The sequence below is a fragment of the Massilia rubra genome, from assembly GCF_011682065.1.
Classification (GTDB): domain Bacteria; phylum Pseudomonadota; class Gammaproteobacteria; order Burkholderiales; family Burkholderiaceae_D; genus Telluria_A; species Telluria_A rubra.
Window position 1 is genome coordinate 339,712 of the sequence record NZ_VUYU01000001.1, and the last position, 19,597, is coordinate 359,308.

Genomic DNA, 19,597 nt, shown 5'->3' on the forward strand with positions numbered 1-19,597 from the left:
TGATTGGTTGGCAAAGCAAGCGTCTTTACAGGCGCTGCGGCAAGTCCCCCAACCAGCCGAGAGAGCCCATGAAACTCGCCAACCTCCGAATTGCCGTGCGCCTCGGTGCGCTCGGCGCTTTCTTTTTTGCCGCATTATTGTTGGTGGGCATAGGCGCCTGGACGGCGCTGTCCGGCGCCAACGCCAAGAGTGCGCTGGCGATGCAGCGCGCCGCCAAGCTCACCGAAGCGGTCGACACGGCGCGCGGCGCCCAGGTCGAATTCAAGATCCAGGTGCAGGAATGGAAAAATATCCTGCTGCGCGGTTCGGACGCGGCCCAGCTCGAAAAATACAGCGCCTCGTTCCGCAAGAGCGGCGAGACCACCCGGGCCGAACTGGCCAAGGTCAATTCCCTGCTCGGCGAGCTGGGGCTGAAAACACCGCTGGTTGACGACGCCATCCGCGCCACCGGCGAACTGGGAAAAAACTATCTGGGCGCGCTGCAAAAGTTCGATGGCGCCAATCCGGACAGCTACAAAAACATCGACAACCTGGTCAAGGGCATGGACCGCGAGCCAACCCAGAAGATCGACGCCATCGTCAGCTATATCAGCACTGAAACGCGGGCGCTGACGGCGGCCATGATCAAGGAGCAGGCCGCCGCCGAACGCGCGGCCAGCATCGAACTGCTGGTGATCGTGCTGGTGACGGTGGTGGTGGGCGCGGTGATCATGGTGTGGCTGGTGCGCAGCATTACCGGGCCCTTGAATGAAGCGGTCAATATCGCCCGCATCGTCGCCAGCGGCGACTTGTCGACCTCGATCGAAGCGCGCGGCAGCGATGAAATCGGCATGCTGCTCAAGTCGCTCAAGGACATGCACGACAGCCTGGCCGAGATCGTCGGCAAGGTGCGTGCCGGCACCGATGCGATTGCCAGCGCATCGAGCGAGATCGCCGACGGCAACCTGGATTTGTCGGCGCGCACCGAAGAGCAGGCCAGTTCGCTTGAAGAGACGGCCTCGGCCATGGAAGAACTGACCTCGACCGTGAAACAGAACGGCGAGAACGCCAGCCAGGCCAGCAAGCTGGCCAGCGACGCCTCGACGGTGGCGGTGCGCGGCGGCGACGCGGTGGCGCAGATGATCCACACCATGGGCTCGATCAACGAATCGTCGCGCAAGATCGTGGACATCATCGGCGTGATCGACGGGATTGCCTTCCAGACCAATATTCTGGCCCTGAACGCCGCGGTGGAAGCGGCGCGGGCGGGCGAGCAGGGACGCGGCTTCGCGGTGGTGGCGTCCGAAGTGCGCAACCTGGCCCAGCGTTCGGCGGCGGCGGCCAAGGAAATCAAGGCCCTGATCGGCGACTCGGTCGACAAGGTCGAAACCGGCAGCAAGCTGGTGGGGCAGGCGGGCAACACGATGAACGAAGTCGTTGCCAGCGTACAGCGGGTGACGGCGATCATCGGCGAGATTGCCGTCGCCAGTGGCGAGCAGAACGTGGGGATCGACCAGATCAACGATGCGATCACGCAGATGGACACGGTCACGCAGCAGAACGCGGCGCTGGTTGAAGAAGCGGCGGCGGCGGCCGAAGCGATGAAGCAGCAGGCGGCCAGCCTGGCCGAAGCGGTCAGCGTGTTCAAGATCAGCAACAAGCACGTGACGGCGGCCCCGGCGGCGCGCACCACGCAGCAACGGGCGGCCCCGGCGGCCCGCGCGGGGGCGGTGCGGCTGGCGCCCGGCAAAGCCAAAGCCGCCCCGGCGCGCCCGGTTGCCGCTGGCGACAAGGAATGGGAAGAATTCTGAGCCCCCAACTGGGGTCAGAGCTTTAACTTGAAACATTTCATGGAGCCCCAACCGGGGTCAGAGCTTTAACTTGAAACATTTCACGAAATAGTTTCAAAAAACCGGGAAGATTCCCGGTTTTTTTACGTCAGCCATCCGTGAAGGTGTCGCTTTTATACAAAAAATGGCCGGATGTCGCGCTTTTTGACGATCTTGGGTTCAACGCTGGCCAGGACGAGGAAATGTTTCTAGATAAAGCTCTGACCCCGGTTGTAGGCGTTTGCCGCGCTTCGGGGAATCAGGCTTCCTACCCCCGCTGGTGGAGAGTATTGTGTTTACGCATGGTTTACTAATTGTGCACGGGACGTTGTCGACTATCTATATAATATCAGGGGTATCGCCGTGACCGGGACCGGTCCGCCTATGCCTTCCCAATCTCAGCCGAACTATCCCTAAGGATCCAATGAGCAACGACAAAAGCACCCAGTTAGCCCTGATTATTACGCAGTTCGAACATGAGCTGCTGGAAGTGTGGCTGTCGGGATTGATGACGCGTATGATTCGCCGCGATAAGAACGCCGAGGCCGAACTGCGCCAGCAAGCCACCCGTTTCCTGCCCCTGCTGGTGCGCGCCCTCGAACGCGGCGCCACCACCGATATCGAAGGCGCGGCCTGGGACGATACCCGCCACATGCTCACCGAGATCTCGCAGGCGCGCGTGCGCCAGGGCTTCTCGTCGATCGAGACGGCCAGCTTCATCTTCGCCCTCAAAGAGCCGCTGTTCGCCTACCTGCGCACCGCGCTGGCCGACAATCCGATCCGGCTGGTCGAGGAAACCGCCACCACCAGCGCGCTGTTCGACCGCCTCGGCCTGTTTACCATCGAGGTGTACCAGAAGGCGCGCGAGCAGGTCATCCTGCGCCAGCAGCAGGAACTGCTGGAGCTGTCCACCCCCGTCGTGCAGTTGTGGGACGGCGTGCTGGCCCTGCCGCTGATCGGCACCCTCGACAGCGCCCGCACCCAGGTGGTGATGGAAAACCTGCTGCAGAAAATCGTCGATACCGGCGCTTCGATCGCGATCATCGACATCACCGGCGTGCCGACCGTGGACACCCTGGTGGCCCAGCACCTGCTGAAAACCATCGCGGCCGCGCGCCTGATGGGCGCCGACTGCATCATCAGCGGCATCCGCCCGCAGATCGCACAGACCATCGTGCACCTGGGCGTGAACCTGGAAGACGTGGTCACCAAGGCCACCCTGGCGGACGCTTTCGTGGTCGCGCTCAAGCGCACCGGTTCGACCATCACCCATCCGCACAACGCGCGCTAAGCATGGAACGCATACCGATCCTGAAAATGGGCCGTCTGCTGCTGGTGACGATCCAGGTCGACATGCACGATCGCCTGGCCATGACCCTGCAGGACGACCTGACCGCGCGCATCGTCAAGGACCGCGCGACCGGCGTGCTGATCGATATTTCGGCGCTCGACATCGTCGACTCCTTCATCGGCCGCATGATCAGCCATACGGCGGCCATGGCCCGCATTCTCGACGCCCGCACGGTGCTGGTGGGGATGCAGCCGGCCGTGGCGATCACGCTGGTGGAACTGGGCTTGACGCTCGAAGGCGTGAGCACCGCACTGAATGTGGAACGCGGACTGGCCCTGCTGCAGCAGGAACGGGAATGACCGCCGTGGTACAGCGGCGGAGCGCGCCGTGAGCGCCGCCGCCGAAGGCCTGGTCCACGCAGTGCTGATCACCGATGAAGACGTGGTCCGCCTGCGCAAGCTGGTGCGCGACGAAATGGTCGCGCTCAAGTTTTCGTTGATCGAACAAACCAAGATGGTCACCGCCGCCAGCGAACTGGCGCGCAATACGCTGCGCTACGGCGGCGGCGGGCGCGCCGAACTCGAACTGGTCGAGCGCGGCGGCAAGCGCGGCATCCAGGTCAGCTTCATCGATGAAGGTCCCGGCATCGCCGATATCGACCTGGCCCTCACCGACGGCTATACCAGCGGCGGCGGGATGGGCCTGGGCCTGTCCGGGGCGCGCCGCCTGGCCGACGACTTTATTCTCGACAGCGCGCCAGGCAAAGGCACCACCGTCACCATCGCGAAATGGAAGTTGTTTTGAACAGATTAGGCAGGCAGGCGACCTTTCATGTGGGTGAATCGAGCGAGATCGCAGCGGCGCGCCGCGCCGGCAATACGCTGGCGCGCCAGCTCGGCTTTGACGAGACGCGCGCCGGCCAGTTGGCTATCGTGATCACCGAGGCGGCCACCAACATCGTCAAGCACGCCGGCGAAGGCGAGATTTTGCTGCGCGCGCTGCATGCGGGCGAGCGCGCCGGGGTCGAAGTGATCGCGCTCGATCGCGGTCCCGGCATGGCCAACGTGGCGCTGCGCATGGAAGACGGCAATTCCACCACCGGCACCTACGGCGTGGGCCTGGGCGCCATTGGCCGCCTGGCGCCGGAATTCGATATCTATTCGCTCGAAGGCCAGGGCACGGTGCTGTTCATGACCGTATGGAGCGGCGCGGCCGGTGCGCCGGTGTCGGACTGGGAAGTGGGCGCGGTCTGCCTGCCGATCCCCAGCGAGGAAGTCTGCGGCGACGCCTGGGACGTGGGCCTCGCCAGCTGGGGCCTGACGGTCGGCATGGCCGATGGCCTGGGCCACGGTCCGGAGGCGGCCGCCGCTTCGGAAGCGGCGGTCGCGCTGGTGGCCGACCGTCCCGCCGTGGGCGTGTCGGAACTGATGCAGCTGGCGCACGGCGCGCTGCGCGGCACCCGTGGCGCGGCGGTGGCGATTGCGGCCATCGATTGCGATGCCGGCGAGCTGACGTTTGCGGGCATCGGCAATATCGCCGGCTGCATTTTCGACGGCGCGGCGCGCCGCCACCTGATGTCGCACAACGGCATCGTCGGCAGCAACCTGCGCAAGGTACAGAAGTTCAGCCATCCCTGGGCGCCCGGCGCCATGCTGATCATGCATTCGGACGGCCTGGGAACGCGCTGGGACCTCGATGCCTATCCCGGCCTGGTATTCCGCCATCCGGGCCTGATCGCGGCGGTGCTGTACCGCGATTTTGCGCGCCAGCGCGATGACGCCAGCGTGCTGGTAGTGCGTGAGCGGGAGCTGGCGTAATGTCGCTGCGGATTCTCAAGATCGCCATCGGCACCGAGCTCGATGTGGTCGGGGCGCGCCAGCGCGCGCGCGAGATCGCGGTGCTGTGCGGCTTCGCCATGCAGGATCAGGTGCGCATTGCGACGTCGGTGTCGGAACTGGCCCGTAACGTCTTCAATTATGCGCACGGCGGCAGGGTCGAGTTTTCGATCGAAGATACCGACGGCGCCCAGGCGCTGCAGATCCGCATCGACGACCAGGGTCCCGGCATCGCCGACCTGGATTTGGTGCTGTCCGGGGGCTACCAGTCGGCCACCGGCATGGGCCTGGGCATCCTGGGCGCGCGCCGCCTGATGGACCTGTGCGAGATCCGCTCCGCGCCCGGCAGCGGCACCAGGATCGTGCTGCAAAAGCGCTTTGCCGCCGATGCGCCGCGCATGACGGCGCGCATGGTGGGCGACATGTGCGCCCACCTCAACGCGCTGGCGCCCGATTCGATGCTGGGCGAAGTGCAGCAGCAGAACCAGGAACTGCTCGGCACTCTCGATGAGCTCAAGGCGCGCCAGGAAGAACTGCTGGCCCTCACGCGCGAGCTCGAAGAGAACAACCGCGCCGTCAAGGTGCTGTACGCGGAGCTCGACGAGAAGGCCGAGCACCTGCGCCGCGCCGACCAGGCCAAGTCGCGCTTCCTGTCGAACATGAGCCACGAATTCCGCACGCCGCTCAGCTCCATCCGGGCGCTGTCCAAGCTGCTGCTGGCGCGCGCCGACGGCGAGCTGTCGGAAGAGCAGGAAAAGCAGGTCCGGTTCATCCTGCAAGGGACGATCGCCCTCAACGAGATGGTCGACGACCTGCTCGACCTGGCCAAGATCGAAGCGGGCAAGGTCGATGTGCGGCCCGAGCGCTTCATGGTGGCCGACATGTTCAGCACCTTGCGCGGCCTGCTGCGGCCCTTGTTGGGCGGTTCGGCCGTGGCGCTGACCTTTCATGAACCCCCGGCCGGGCTGGCGCTGTGCAGCGACCAGAGCAAGCTGGCGCAAATACTGCGCAACTTCATTTCGAATGCGATCAAGTACACCGAGCAGGGCGACATCGCGGTCCGTGCGGCCTTGCTGCCGGAGCAGGGTATGATGCACTTCAGCGTGGCCGATACCGGCCTGGGAATCGCCGCCTGCGACCAGGCGTTCATCTTCGAGGAATTCAGCCAGATCGAAAACCGCTTGCAGACGCGCGTCAAGGGCACCGGTCTCGGCTTGCCGCTGTGCCGCAAGCTGGCCGACCTGCTGGGCGGGGCGGTGGGCGTCGACAGCGTGGCGGGCGCCGGTTCGGTATTCTGGGTGTCGGTCCCGCTCACGCCCATGGCGGACCGGGACGACGCCCCGGTAACGTCATATTTACATAATCCGGATTGAGGTCCACCATGCAGTCCATTCCATTTGCCGGTTCATTGATCCTCAACGTCGACGACAGCGAAGGGGCACGCTACGCCAAGTCGCGCATTCTCACGCGTGCCGGTTTCCGGGTGATCGAGGCCACCGACGGCACCTCGGCCCTGCTGCGCACGCGCGAAGACAAGCCGGACCTGGTCCTGCTCGACGTCAAGCTGCCCGACATTAACGGCTTCGAAGTGTGCCGCCTGCTCAAGGACGATCCCGACACCCGCCCCGTGCTGGTGCTGCAAACGTCGGCGTCGTACATCGGCGTGGCCGACAAGATCCGCGCGCTCGAAGGCGGCGCCGACAACTACCTGTTCGAGCCGATCGAACCGGAAGAACTGGTCGCCAACGTCAAGGCGCTGCTGCGCCTGGGCCAGGTCGAGCGCGAGTTGCGCGACGTGGACCGTCGCAAGGATGAATTCCTGGCCACGCTGGCGCATGAACTGCGCAATCCCCTGGGACCGATCCGCAACGCGGTCGAGCTTTTGTGCCGTCTCGACCCGAACGTGCCGGAACGCCAGGACAAGGCGCGCCAGACCATCCTGCGCCACACCGGCCACCTGGTGCGGCTGGTCGAAGACCTGCTCGACGTGGCCCGTATTTCAAAAGGCAAGATCACGCTGCACGAAGAGCGGGTGGAGCTGAAAACGTTCATCGGCAGCGCGCGCGAGTCGGTGGCGCACATCGCCGAGAGCCGCAACCAGCGCCTGGAAGTGGCGCTGCCGGCGCATGAAGTGTGGCTCAGCGGCGACCATGTGCGGCTGGCGCAAATCGTCGGCAACCTGCTGCATAACGCGTTCAAGTTCACGCCGCCGGGCGGGGTCGTCACGCTCACGGCTGAAGTGACGGGGCAGGAGATCCTGATTCGCGTGGCGGACAACGGCATCGGCATCGCCGCCGGCAAGCTCGATTACATTTTCGACCTGTTCGCGCAAGATGGCTTTACGCCCGACCGGGTGCAGGACGGCCTGGGCATCGGCCTGTCGCTGGTGCGCACGCTGGTGACCCTGCATCACGGGACAGTGAGCGCGTCGAGCCCCGGCGTGGACCAGGGCAGCGTATTCGAGGTGCGCCTGCCGATCGACGCCATCGGCAGCGGCGCCGCTGGCGCAAACGTGGCGGGCGCCGATGCCGCCGCCACGCGCATCCTGGTGGTGGACGATAATGTCGATGCGGCCGACATGCTGGCCGAGCTGCTCGGCATCGGCGGCCACGATGTGAAGGTCGCTTACAACGGACAGCAGGCGCTCGATCGCGCGGCGGAGTTCAAGCCGACGTACGTGTTCCTCGATATCGGCCTGCCCGACATGAGCGGCTACGAAGTGGCGGCCAAAATGCGCGAGCTGCCCACCATGGACGATGCGGTGCTCGTTGCGCTGACCGGCTACGGCCAGGCGCGCGACCGCGAGCAGGCCATGGAGGCCGGCTTCGACGACCATATCGTCAAGCCGATCGATTTTGCCAAGGTCACGTCGCTCGACCTGCAGCGCCGCAAGCGCTAACTCGGTTACTGCCAGGGGAAGAACCACGCCAGCGGTTTGTCGACGCGCGCGGCCCACGACTTTTCGTTGTGGGTGGCGCCTTCGGCGACGTGGTAAAACAGGTCGGCATCTTGCCGGTAGCCTTGCTTTTGCAGGGCGTCGCGCATCTTGATGGTCTCTTCCAGGCCATCCTTCACCGTTCCGGCGTCGAGATAAAACTTCACCGGCAGGCGTGGCGGCAGCGTTGTCACCAGCGCCTCTTTGTTCCACCAGAACGAGCCCGATAGCGACGCCGCTTTCGAGAACACCGCCGCATTTTTCTGCGCAATCGAGACCGAGGCGATGCCGCCCAGCGACGAGCCCATGATGGCGGTCGATTCCTTGCCGGACAGGGTGCGCAGCGTGCTGTCGATGTACGGCTTGACCGTGTCGAGCACGAAGCGCTGGTAGGTGTCGAGCTGGCCGCCGCCGTACTGCGGGTCGCAGCAGGGCGTGTATTCGTCCACGCGCGCGGGCGTGTTGTCGATGCCGACCACGATGATCTCTTCCATCACGCCGGTGGCCACCAGCCGGTTGACCGTTTCATCGATGCCCCATTCGACGCCGAAGGCGGCCGTCCTGGCGTCGAACAGGTTCTGGCCGTCGTGCATGTACAGCACCGGATAACGCTTGGCGCGGTTCTCGTCGTAGCTCGGCGGCAGGTAGATGCGCAGCTTGCGGCTGTTCTTGAGCTGCGGCGAGGCGAAGTCGGGGATGATCTTCACTTTGCCGAAGGGCGCGCCGAAGAAGGGATAGATGTCGCGCGTGCTGCCGGCGGCGAGCCTGTAGGCGCCCCCGATGGCCACCTTGTCGTCGCCGAGGGCCGGTTTCATGAGCACCTCGCCCAGTTCGTCCGGCCAGGTGTAGGTCCAGACCTTGCCATCGCCGCTGTTGGCGTCGGCGCCTTTGGACCATGACATCGGCCCCTTGTCGCCACGGATGGCGAGACCGCCTTTGGGGCTGTCGTAATGGACGCGCACCGTGGTGGCGTTGGCGGCCAGCGGCAGCATGCTTGCCGCGGCAAGCGTGAGTCGTGCCAGTGTCATTGCATCTTCCCTTTTACTTCAGGCGCAGCAGGCGCGCGCCATGCACATCGAACTTGTTGGACGGACCGTCGGCGCCGCCGGCCGCGCTGAAGGTGCTGTTACTTTGCAGGTAGCTCATATTATAGAAGTCGCTCATCTCCAGCGCGTAGCGGCCGGGCTTGAGGCGGGCGATCAACGGGGTCGACATCACCAGCGGCGCGCCGGCCTGGTCGATGCGCGCGTGCGGCAGCTGCACCACGCCCTGCGCCGCGATGCGGCCGGATGCGTCTTTCAGGGCCAGCCATTTTACGCCGCCGCTGATACCGAGGTTAATCTGGTTGGCGCGGTTATGGTAGCGCACCTGCACGCCGTACTCGCCGCCCTGCACCACGTTCACGGCGCCGAAGCGCAGGCGCTCGCCCGGCTTGCCCCAGTCCTTGATGTGCGGCTGCGCCACGCCGTCGAGCGCCGGCGCGATGTCGATCGCCGTGCCGGTGCAGCGCGGCACGCTGTGGTGGCTGCGGTTGCCCGATGCGGAAAACTGCGCTTCGATGGCGTAGCACGCGGCCGTGGGCGCGGCGCGGTCGGTCCAGGCGCCGGCGGCGACCCTGGCGGCAATCAGCTTGCCATCGCGGTAGACGTTGTACACGACGCCGGCGCCATTGCCGCCGGCGTCGATCCGCAGCGTCCCCGGTTTCGTGATGCCGGCAATGGCCGGTTCACGCGGACCGAATACGTCCGGCCCCTCGGCGTATTGGGCGGCATCGACGCGGCGTATTTGCCGCTCGCCTCTTTGCAGTGCGCCGAGCGTGATATCGATGCTTGCGTTGTCCGGCAACTGGCGCCAGGCGATCGACTGTGCCATGCGCTGGCCACCGACGGCGATCGATTCGACCGGGAACCAGCCGCTGTCGTTCGTCGCATCGGGCAGCGCGATGCGCACGTTGATGCGCTTTCCGCGCACAGCCAGGTTGTCGAGGGTGATGGTCCTGCTCGCGCCGAACACCTCGCGCCGCAGTTTGCTGGTGATGAAAGGGCGAACGTCGATGCCGCTGTCTGTCACCTCGATGCCGAACACGTTCCCGATCACCATGCCGAGGTAGCCGCCGACGGACCACAGCTGGCGCCTGGAGTTGATGACAGGGCCGATCAGGGCCGGCCGTTGTTCGTCGAGCAGGAGCGGCTGGCCGGTAATCCATTCCAGGTTCTCCATGTTCGACAGGTTCAGCGCGGCGCCGCGCATCAAGGTGTCGTACGCGGCGTCGGCCACGCTGACGTTGGCGTGCATGGCGGCCGCCCTGAGGCCGTACGCGGTCACGAAGGGCCAGATCGCGCGGTTGTGATACACCGGCATGCCCTGCTGCTGCGGGTAGATGACCGGCGCGCCCATCGGGCCGTGCGGATAGCTGGCCAGGATGCGGTGCGCGCGTTCGCCGTCGGCCACGCCGGTGACGATCGCCAGCGCTTGCCCGAGCCAGTCGAATTTATGCAGCGGCGCCCCGTCGAAGTGGGGCGCGGTCAAGCTGCTGTACATGCCGGCGTCTTCCAGCCAGAAGCGCTGGTTGATGCTGCGTTTGAGCGCGGCGGCCCAGCCGGCGTATTTGGTCGAGCGCATGGCGTCGCCGCTGTCATGCGCGAGCGACGCGGCCAGGGTCAAGGCTTGGTAGTGCAGCACGTTGGTGGACAGTGCCTTGGAACTGGCGAGCGACGCCAGGTCGCCCACGATCCAGGCGGCGTAGCTCTGGTCGCGCCAGTCGAGAAAGGATTGCTCGCCCATGTACAGGCCGGAAGCGGCATCGAAGGCGGCCAGCCGGTCGTTGTCGAGCGTGTTGACCAGCGCCCGCAAGGCGCGTGCGGCGAACGGCGCGCGCTCGGCCGGCGCCAGGTTGTTCAGGGCCGCTTGCGCGCCCAGCACCCAGGCCACGCGGTCGGTACTGACCGGCCAACTGCCGCCGCTGCCGGTATCCTGGACGATCTGCAGGCCGTCGGCGCTGCCCGCCACCTGCGGGGCGCGCTCGATGCCGGCGCGGTAGCCGGACAATTTGAAGTCGAGCGAATTGCGCACCCGTTCCGGGTCGAGCATCGCCAGCCCCAGGTCGGCGGCGTACGACAGGTCGCGCGTCCAGACGTAATGCCACTTCTCGCCGGTTTCGAAACAGTCGCAGTCGATGGCGGCCGCGCCGTTGTAGTTGCCGTCCTTGATCTGCGCGACGGCATTCTGTTTCATTTCGCCCGCCGTCAGCGCAAACAGCGCGTCGAACGCCAGGCTGCCGCTGCGCACCGTCGGCGTGTTCGCGGCTTCCTGGTACGTTGTCGATTGCGGGCCGGGGTCGCGCAGCGGCATGGTGCTCGATTGGGTATAGCTGCGCAGCTTTGCCCCGGCATCAGGCGTCGACCAGCGCACCGTGTGGCTGCCGTACTCCCGGCTGACGCTGACCGCGTGGCCCTGGTGCGGGTCTTGCCTGCTGGCGGACGGGATGCTCATTTGCGCCACCCGCAGCAACGGCGCTGCTGGGTTGGAGGCGTCGACAGAAAAGCGCCAGGTGGAGGTCTGTTTGACGAACAGGTAGTCCTCGGGACCGGACTGGGTCCGCATCCGGTAGCTGGCGCCGGCGGCCACGGTGACGCTGGCGGCCGGGTCGATCACCCATTCGGCCGACCAGTCCTTGCTGCCGACTTTGAAGCCGTGGTAGCCGGGGCTGACCAGGATGTCGGCTTCGTACACGCCTTTGCCTTTGTAGGCCAGCGGGTGGTCGATGCCCCAGCCATTGAAGCCGCCGCGCAGGTACATCGGCGCGGCCAGCGGGCCGCTGTCGGCGATGCCGGCGGCGCTGGCCGGGAACAGGGCCGCTGCGGCCAGCAGGTGGGAGGCGGCGAACATCAGCGGTATTCCTTGCGCTCGACGATGCCTTTCAAGGCGTCCTTCGATCGGAGCATGGGGAAGTCTCCGGCGCGGTACCGCCTGGGCGTCTGGAAAACCAGTTCGCCGATGTCGGCGGCGTAGCTGGCCTGGTGCGCACGCAGCGCAAGCGGCTTGCCATCGATGCTGGCCTTGCCTCCGCCGGTTACCAACGTTGCGGGTTTGCCGGGTGCGAGTTCGAACGCAAGCTGCGAACGGCTCTTGTCGGCGCTTAGCATGCTGAAGACGACCTTGCGCCTGGTGGCGCCGGCCAGCCGCAGCTGCCACTGCTGCTGTTTGCCCGCGCGGCGGAAATCGACCTCGATGTTCTCGCCCGCGCCGAACGGCAGGACCGCGTAAAACGCGCTCCATGCGGCGGGAATGGCGGGCGTGAATGCAAGTGTGTTGTCGAGCAGGCGTGGCCGGAAGCCCACGTAGTCCTGGTAGCCGTTGCGCGCGTATTCGGCCACGCTCCACGACTGCGCGTAGGTGCCCGATGGGGTGAGCTTGCCGTCGTCGCCGGGCAGGGCGTCGAGCAGTTCGCTCATGTTTCCCAGCGTTCCCAGGCCGAGGATTTGCCGGCCCAGGTTCTGGCTTAACGTCCATGCCAGGTCCTGGTAGCCGAACTTGTTCAGGGCCGTGACGGTGAAGCCGGCGTTCCAGCCCCAGATGGTGCCCTGGTGGTAAGCGGCGTCCTTGTGGTGGAAGTCCGGGTTTTGGTGGCGCGGATGGAAGTAGGGATCGTTCTGGCTCAGCGAGGCGATACCGTAGGGGTAGAGCAGCTCGGACACCGCATTGCGCGTCACGCGCGCCTGCACCTTGGGTGGAATGAAGTCGTCGAACGGAATCGACACCAGCATCAGCTGGTTGGGACGGACCTTGGTGTCGCGGCTGGCGTCGTCGCGCAAGCGGTCGGCCATGACACTGCCGTCCCAGTACAGCGCGAGGAAGCTGCGGCGCGCCTTGTCGGCCAGCGCGTTCCACTGGCGCGCCCGGGCGGCGTCGCCGGCGTCGCTTGCGAGGTAAGCGCCGGTCTTGAGCGCCGTGTGCCACAGGGCCTGGATTTCGACGGCGCGCGGGCCACGGGCCGACCATGGGTCCTGGTTGTCGATGCGCGCGTCCATCCAGGTGTCGGCCGAATCGTGCGCCAGCAGGCCATCCTGGTCGGCGTAGTTGGCGATGGCGCCGTCGAAGTAGGGCAGGGCCAGCTGGTACATCTGGCGCGCAAAGGCTTTGTCGCCGGTGTACTGGATATATTCGAAGGCTTCGCGCAGCATCCACGGCGTGCCGTCGACGGTGTTGTAAATGGTCTTGTCGCTGGCCGACACGCGGTTGGGAATGCGGCCGTATTCCTTGTCGCGCGGTTCGCGCAGGTTCTGGTAGCGCGCAAAATTCGACAGCACGGCTTTGGCGTCGTCGAACTGGCCCGATACCAGCAGGGTGCCGGGCAGGGCGATGAAGGTGTCGCGGCCCCAGTTGTCGCGGAACCAGGGCAGGCCAGCCCAGATGCCGGTGCCGAATTCCTCCACCACGAACATGCGGCTGGCGGCCTTGGCCCAGTTCAGCGCCTTGTTGTACTCAAGGTCGCTGGTGGCGAGATAGCTTTTGGTCAGGGCGTCGTACAGCGCTTTGCGTTCGGCGCCGATGGGGTCGGCCTTGGCCAGCGCCTGCGCGCGCTCGCCGGCCTGGGCGGCGCTGTCGCCAAAGGCGACCACCACGGTCATGCTGCGCACGGCGTGCGCGCTGCGCAGCGTGAGCGCGTCGCCCAGCATGAAGGGCTGGTCGGCGGCGATGGCGGTAAACAGCTTGGCGCCGCCGGATGGCGCAATCAGCACCACGTCGCCGTCGCGGCGCACGGCGCCCGGATCCTTGAACAGGGTTTGCACAGTCAATATGGCGTCGGCCGGATTGGTCAGGCGGATCGCGAGCGCGTGCTTTTTCGACAGCAGCGCCATTTCTTCAAGGGCGCCGCCGGCGTGGCGCACGCGGTGGCCGTAGGGCAGGACCTGTTCGTTCGAGCGCGTGCGTTCGTTGGCCGCGCCGTCCACGAACGTGGCGTAGCCTTCGTACACCGACGCGTTCTTGATGGTGTAGCCGGCGCCCCTGTCATGGCTCTGCGTGTAGCCCTCGAAGTAGCCGGCCAGGTTGTCGCCGACGACGAACTGCGATTGCTGGCCAGGCGGCACGCTGATCGCCATCGCGTCGAAAAAGGCGTCCACGCCAGGTTTGCCGGCGACGGCGGCGAGCGGCATGGTCATGGCCGCCGCCAGGGTGATCAGGTACTTCATTCAATCTCCAGGATCTGTACCGAGCGGGCCGGCATCTCGTAGTATGGCTACATTGCCTTGTTATCGATAAAGGATACTACAGATGACGATGCCTATCAAACCGGCCGCTGCGGCACTAGCGTGCTGCCTGTTTGATCGCTAGTTTTGCTACACAAAGAGTCAATACGCTGTCTGTCCGCGACGCTGCGGCCGCTGCCGCCAATGATCGGTGACTTTTTGTGCTTGCAGGGATCCGAGTGCCGGTCACGTCTGTTGGTTTTACTACGAAATTCCTACAAAAATGTAGTAGCGATAAATTTATAGAAAGTAAATTCTCGCTGAAATGGCACCGAGCTTGTCCGGATGAAAGAAATTCACTGCATTTGTAGTCGTACTACAGCTACCCAGGCACGATTCTGTAGCCGAAATACAACGAGCTAGCCCCTTGCGCTGGGCATTGAATGTAATAAGCGCACTTTTCCGTAGTCGTACGCAACTCTCGTTGACAGTAGATCTAGTTTTAGTACAGAATCGGGCTCAGACGTCCTTAGAACGTTGCCTTTGGAACCCGTGCAGTCGCCGCCATACTGAATATACGGGAATTGTGTAGTAATGATGAGATGAGGGGACAGAATGAAATTTTTCGCCAATACCCGTACCAGGAGTGCCGCATTTCCACTGAGCCCGGTCGCCGCCGGTTGCGCCTTGTTCGTTTCCGCCATGTCGGGCAATGTGTATGCGCAAGCAAGCGCCGCTCCGCAAGCGAGCGAGCAACCGATTGCCACGGTCAAGGTGTCGGGCATTCGCCGCGGTATCGAGGATGCGATTTCGGTGAAAAAGGATTCGTCTTCCATCGTCGAGGCTATCTCCGCGGAAGATATCGGCAAGTTGCCGGACGTTAGTATCGCGGAATCGATCGCGCGCCTTCCCGGCCTGGCGGCGCAGCGCGTCGGCGGCCGTGCCCAGGTCATCAGCGTGCGCGGCCTGTCGCCGGACTTCTCCACCACCTTGCTCAACGGCCGCGAACAGGTCAGCACGGGCGACAACCGCAGCGTCGAATTCGACCAGTATCCGTCCGAGCTGCTCAGCGGCGTTACCATTTACAAGACGCCGGACGCCGGCCTGGTCGGGCAGGGCTTGTCCGGCACGATCGATATGCAGACCGTGCGTCCGCTGTCGTTCGGCAAGCGCACCATCGCCATGAACGTGCGCGGCGAGAAAAACTCGCTCGGCGGCATCGCCAATGCGAAAGACACGGGCAACCGCTTCAGCGTCAGCTATATCGACCAGTTCGCCGACCGCACGATCGGTATCGCCATCGGCTACGCCCATTTGGCCTCGCCGGTGTTGTCGAACGAGACCGGCCTGTACGAGCCGTGGAAAACCGATGCGCGTCCTGGGGTACCGGGCGGCACCTATTTGATGGATGGCTTGAAATCGGTGGCGCGCAGCGGCACCAACAAGCGCGACGGCGTCATGGGCGTGCTGCAATACCGTCCCAACAAGAGCTGGACCAGCATGATCGATGTGTACGCTTCGAAGTTCAAGCGTGAAGAAACCGCCAACCAGTTCGAAGTGGCCCTGAACGATTACAACGGCGGCTACAAGCCGGGCTTGCTGTATTCGCCGGCCACCACGGCCAATGGCGTGCTGACCGGTGGCTCGGCCAGCGGCGTGTATCCATTGGTGCGCGGCATGTACAACGACCGCAAGGATGAGATCAAGGCGATTGGCTGGAGCAATACCCTGCGCTTCGATGGCGGCTGGTCGGTGTTTGCCGACGCCAGTTTCTCGAAGGCGACGCGCGATGAAGTCAGCCTGGAAAACAACCTGCAACTGAGCAATGCCGCCGCCGATCCTTTCCTCGATACCGTCGACCTGAAGTTCGCTACCGGCACCTTTTCGCACATCGCCGGCCGCCTGAACTACACCGACGCGAAGAATTTGTATCTGCGCAACACAATTTACGGTTCGGGCTATGGCAAGACGCCGCAAATCGAAGACGAACTCAAGGGTTTCAAGCTGGTCGTCTCGATGCCGGTGCCGACCGTGCTGGAAAGCTATTTCTCGGGTGTGGACGTGGGCGTGAATTACGCCGACCGCAGCAAGAACAAGGTGCAGCCGGAAGGCGCGATCACCCTGCGCGGCGCGCCGGGTCCGGTGCCGAACGAGTTTCTGTACGGCCAGGTCGACCTGGGTTTTGCCGGCACCGGCATGATTCCGTCGTGGAATGTGCCTGGGGTAGTAAGCCAGTACATGAACTTCAAGCCGAGCTCGACCGAGTCGTTCCTGATTTCGAAGGCCTGGGAAGTGAACGAGAAGATCACGACCAGCTTCATCAAGGCCAATATCGACAGCGAAATCGGTTCGGTCACGGTCAAGGGCAATGTGGGCGTGCAGGTGCAGCGCACCGAGCAGTCGTCGCGAGCGAACTATTTTGACGGCACCGCGCCGGTCGGCAGCCAGGTCAAGCCGGTCCATGATGGCATGACGTATACCGATTACCTGCCGAGCCTGAATCTCTCGTTCGGCCTGAGCAACCAGCAGACCGTCCGTTTTGCAGCCGCCAAGCAACTGGCCCGTCCGCGTATCGACCAGCTGCGCTCGGCGCTCGACTTCAACGTCGGCACCACCGACTTCAAGCCAAGCGCCAACGGCGGCAACGCGCGCCTCGATCCATGGCGCGCCAAGGCACTCGACTTGTCCTACGAGAAATATTTCGGCAACAAGGCGTATTTTGCGGTCGCAGCTTTCCACAAGAAGCTCGACACCTATATCTTCACGCAGACCCTGGACTACGATTTCTCGAAATACATTCCCGGCACCAACGCGATTACCGCGATCGGTAACTACAAAGCGCCGTACAACGGCAATGGCGGCAAGCTGAAGGGCCTGGAACTGTCGGCATCGCTGCCGCTGAGCCTGATCACGCCGGTGCTCGATGGTTTTGGCTTGTCGGCCAGCGCCACGCACAGCAAGAGCTCGATCGCGATCGAAGATCCGGATAGCAGCATCGGCAAGAATATTCCGCTGCCGGGCTTGTCGAAGCGCGTGACCAACCTGACTTTGTACTATGAAAAGAATGGTTTCGAGACGCGCGTCAGCCAGCGCAAGCGCTCGGATTTCGTTGGTGAAATCGGCAACTTTGCCAATGACCGCACCTTGCGCTACGTGGTGGGCGAAGACGTGGTCGACTTCCAGATCGGTTACAACTTTACCGAAGGCAGCCTGAAAGGCTTGGGAGTGGTGTTGCAGGTTAATAACGTTGGCGACACCGCGTACGAAACCTACGGCGGCGACCGCAACAAGCCGCTGGAATACCAGAAATATGGCCGCACCTTCCTGATGGGCGCCAACTACAAGTTCTGATGCCTTCCCTGCCGGGGCGATCCCGGCACTGAGCACAACCCCGGCGCATGCAAGTGTGGCGGGGTTGTTTCATTTTCGTAATGGCGAGTGTGCGTTAACGACGATCAGATTGCCCGAATAGCCTCAATTACACCCCACTTGCACGCAACTCCGTTACAAAAAATCGCATTCTTGACTACAAAAGAGTAAACTGCAGGATGCTTTCCCGTCGGGCTAGCTAGTCAAATTGTGAGTGTCCTATGTCTGAAACCCCTGTACTACTGTTTTCCGAACTCAACCTGAGCGCCCAAGTGCTGAAGGTCATGAAAGAGGTCGGTTACGAAACGCCGTCGCCGATCCAGGCTGCCACCATCCCGCTGCTCCTGGCCAATCGCGACGTGCTGGGGCAGGCCCAGACCGGAACCGGCAAGACTGCGGCCTTCGCGCTGCCGATTTTGTCGCGCATCGACATCAAGCAGCAGACGCCGCAGGCGCTGGTGCTCGCTCCTACCCGCGAACTGGCGATCCAGGTCGCCGAAGCGTTCCAGAAGTATGCAACGCACATTAAAGATTTCCACGTCCTGCCGATCTACGGCGGCCAGAGCTACGGTCCGCAGCTGCAGGCCTTGCGCCGCGGCGTGCACGTGATCGTCGGCACTCCGGGCCGCGTCATCGACCACCTCGAAAAGGGTTCGCTCGACCTGTCCAAGCTCAAGACGCTGGTGCTCGACGAAGCCGACGAGATGCTGCGCATGGGCTTTATCGACGACGTCGAACAGATCCTGCAAAAAACCCCTGAATCGCGCCAGACCGCGCTGTTCTCGGCCACCATGCCGTCCGCGATCAAACGCATCGCCAAGACCTACCTGCGCGATCCGGCTGAAGTGACGGTCGCCGCCAAAACCGGCACCGCCGACAATATCCGCCAGCGTTACTGGATGGTGAGCGGCATGCAAAAGCTCGAAGCGCTGACCCGCATCCTCGAAGCAGAACCGTTCGACGGCATGATCATTTTTGCCCGCACCAAGCTCGGTACCGAAGAACTGGCGACCAAATTGCTGGCGCGCGGCTTCGCGGCCACCGCGATCAATGGCGACATGCAGCAAACGCAGCGCGAGCGCACCATCGAACAACTCAAGAACGGCAAGATCGACATCCTGGTCGCCACCGACGTCGCCGCGCGCGGCCTGGACGTGGAACGCATCAGCCACGTGATCAACTACGACGTGCCGTCGGACCCGGAAAGCTATACCCACCGCATCGGCCGTACCGGCCGCGCGGGCCGCAGCGGCGAAGCGATTCTGTTCATCACCCCGCGCGAGCAGGGTTTGCTCAAGGCGATCGAACGCGCCACGCGCCAGCCGGTGGCGCCATTGACCTTGCCGACCGTGAAAGCCGTCAACGACGTGCGGATCGCCAAATTCAAGGACCAGATCACCGAAGTGCTGGCCGCCGGCGGACTCGATGTATTCCGTTCGCTGATCGAAGAGTATGAGCGCGAGCAGAACGTGCCCGCCGTCGAAATCGCAGCGGCCCTGGCCAAGCTGGCGCGCGGCGACATTCCGCTGCTGCTGGAAAAACCGAACCGCGATGCCAAGAGCGCGCCATCGTGGCAAGAGAACTCGCCTGCCGCACGCGCACCGCGTTCGGACGCGCCAATGCGCAGCGATCGTGGCGACCGTGGCGATCGTGGTGACGCTCCGGCCTTCAAGCGCGAACGCGTTTCGCGTCCGTCGGAAGAGGGCATGGGCACCTTCCGTATCGAAGTCGGTCATGCGCACGGCGTCAAGCCGGGCAACATCGTCGGCGCGATTGCCAACGAAGCGAACATCGAGTCCAAGTTCATCGGCCGCATCGAGATCTACGACGACTACAGTACGCTCGACCTGCCGGTTGACATGCCGGCCGACCTGATCGATCACCTCAAGGGTGTCTGGGTCGCGGGCCAGCAGTTGAACATCACGCGTGATGGCGAAGCGCCGGCGGTCAAGAAGGCGGCTGCTCCGAAAAAAGCGGGCGACCGTCGTTTTGAAGAGAAAAAGCTCGGACCTAAAAAGCCGTACGACGCGGCCACCAAGGCCAAGAAGGAAGCACGCAAGCTGGCCAAGCCGGAGTAAAGCGGCAGGCGGGTAAAAAATGGGCAGCTTCGGCTGCCCATTTTGCTTGGGGGGCACTTCGCAGCGGTCCGGGCGACTGGCGCGCAAGCG

General features: G+C 64.0%; 12 protein-coding genes. 9 read left to right on the forward strand and 3 right to left on the reverse strand.

Translation table 11 applies throughout. The annotated features are described in order from the left end of the window. Positions 1-68: 68 nt before the first annotated feature. The 7 genes from F0185_RS01435 (at position 69) to F0185_RS01465 (ending at position 7,833) form a co-directional block, all read left to right on the forward strand. Complete coding sequence (locus F0185_RS01435) at positions 69-1,790, forward strand: methyl-accepting chemotaxis protein (RefSeq protein ID WP_167220904.1); 1,722 nt, start codon at positions 69-71, stop codon at positions 1,788-1,790. A gap of 442 nt (positions 1,791-2,232) precedes the next feature. Then, entirely contained in the window at positions 2,233-3,099 is an 867-nt protein-coding gene (locus F0185_RS01440) for an STAS domain-containing protein (RefSeq protein WP_167220906.1), read from the forward strand. Positions 3,100-3,101: 2 nt separating this feature from the next. After that, entirely contained in the window at positions 3,102-3,458 is a 357-nt protein-coding gene (locus tag F0185_RS01445) for an STAS domain-containing protein (protein WP_166893867.1), read from the forward strand. A gap of 28 nt (positions 3,459-3,486) precedes the next feature. Beyond that, positions 3,487-3,903, forward strand: coding sequence for an anti-sigma regulatory factor (locus F0185_RS01450; RefSeq protein ID WP_370663956.1), 417 nt, complete (start codon positions 3,487-3,489; stop codon positions 3,901-3,903). Further along, complete coding sequence (locus F0185_RS01455; RefSeq protein ID WP_308622604.1) at positions 3,900-4,916, forward strand: ATP-binding protein; 1,017 nt, start codon at positions 3,900-3,902, stop codon at positions 4,914-4,916. Before F0185_RS01450 ends, F0185_RS01455 begins: the two co-directional genes overlap by 4 nt. After that, the gene (locus tag F0185_RS01460) at positions 4,916-6,307 is read left to right on the forward strand and encodes an ATP-binding protein (RefSeq protein ID WP_167220912.1); all 1,392 of its coding nucleotides are present in this window, start codon (positions 4,916-4,918) and stop codon (positions 6,305-6,307) included. The genes F0185_RS01455 and F0185_RS01460 overlap by 1 nt, the downstream gene beginning before the upstream one ends. Positions 6,308-6,315: 8 nt before the next feature. Continuing rightward, a complete protein-coding gene (locus F0185_RS01465; protein WP_167220914.1) occupies positions 6,316-7,833 on the forward strand; it encodes an ATP-binding response regulator in 1,518 nt (505 codons plus the stop codon). A gap of 5 nt (positions 7,834-7,838) precedes the next feature. Here F0185_RS01465 and F0185_RS01470 read toward each other — a convergent pair whose 3' ends face one another. From F0185_RS01470 to F0185_RS01480, 3 genes are read right to left on the reverse strand one after another with little or no spacing between them, the layout of a single operon-like run. After that, positions 7,839-8,897 (reverse strand): alpha/beta hydrolase, encoded by a 1,059-nt coding sequence (locus F0185_RS01470; protein WP_167220916.1) that lies wholly within the window; start codon positions 8,895-8,897, stop codon positions 7,839-7,841. 13 nt (positions 8,898-8,910) lie between these two features. After that, positions 8,911-11,757, reverse strand: coding sequence for an esterase (locus F0185_RS01475; RefSeq protein WP_167220917.1), 2,847 nt, complete (start codon positions 11,755-11,757; stop codon positions 8,911-8,913). Beyond that, positions 11,757-14,063 carry an amylo-alpha-1,6-glucosidase gene (locus F0185_RS01480; RefSeq protein ID WP_167220919.1) on the reverse strand — a complete coding sequence of 769 codons (2,307 nt, stop codon included), beginning with the start codon at positions 14,061-14,063 and terminating at the stop codon, positions 11,757-11,759. Before F0185_RS01480 ends, F0185_RS01475 begins: the two co-directional genes overlap by 1 nt. A 612-nt stretch (positions 14,064-14,675) precedes the next feature. Here F0185_RS01480 and F0185_RS01485 point away from each other — a divergent pair. Continuing rightward, the gene (locus tag F0185_RS01485; protein ID WP_167220921.1) at positions 14,676-17,411 is read left to right on the forward strand and encodes a TonB-dependent receptor; all 2,736 of its coding nucleotides are present in this window, start codon (positions 14,676-14,678) and stop codon (positions 17,409-17,411) included. A gap of 239 nt (positions 17,412-17,650) precedes the next feature. Further along, positions 17,651-19,507 (forward strand): DEAD/DEAH box helicase, encoded by a 1,857-nt coding sequence (locus F0185_RS01490; protein ID WP_167220923.1) that lies wholly within the window; start codon positions 17,651-17,653, stop codon positions 19,505-19,507. The last annotated feature ends 90 nt before the right edge of the window (positions 19,508-19,597 follow it).

Coding starts and splice junctions, on each gene's coding strand:
- F0185_RS01485 (WP_167220921.1), top strand. CDS start 14,676: ATGAAATTTTTCGCCAATACCCGTACCAGGAGTGCCGCATTTCCACTG.
- F0185_RS01480 (WP_167220919.1), bottom strand. CDS start 14,063: ATGAAGTACCTGATCACCCTGGCGGCGGCCATGACCATGCCGCTCGCC.
- F0185_RS01490 (WP_167220923.1), top strand. CDS start 17,651: ATGTCTGAAACCCCTGTACTACTGTTTTCCGAACTCAACCTGAGCGCC.
- F0185_RS01460 (WP_167220912.1), top strand. CDS start 4,916: ATGTCGCTGCGGATTCTCAAGATCGCCATCGGCACCGAGCTCGATGTG.
- F0185_RS01470 (WP_167220916.1), bottom strand. CDS start 8,897: ATGACACTGGCACGACTCACGCTTGCCGCGGCAAGCATGCTGCCGCTG.
- F0185_RS01465 (WP_167220914.1), top strand. CDS start 6,316: ATGCAGTCCATTCCATTTGCCGGTTCATTGATCCTCAACGTCGACGAC.
- F0185_RS01475 (WP_167220917.1), bottom strand. CDS start 11,757: ATGTTCGCCGCCTCCCACCTGCTGGCCGCAGCGGCCCTGTTCCCGGCC.
- F0185_RS01435 (WP_167220904.1), top strand. CDS start 69: ATGAAACTCGCCAACCTCCGAATTGCCGTGCGCCTCGGTGCGCTCGGC.
- F0185_RS01445 (WP_166893867.1), top strand. CDS start 3,102: ATGGAACGCATACCGATCCTGAAAATGGGCCGTCTGCTGCTGGTGACG.
- F0185_RS01440 (WP_167220906.1), top strand. CDS start 2,233: ATGAGCAACGACAAAAGCACCCAGTTAGCCCTGATTATTACGCAGTTC.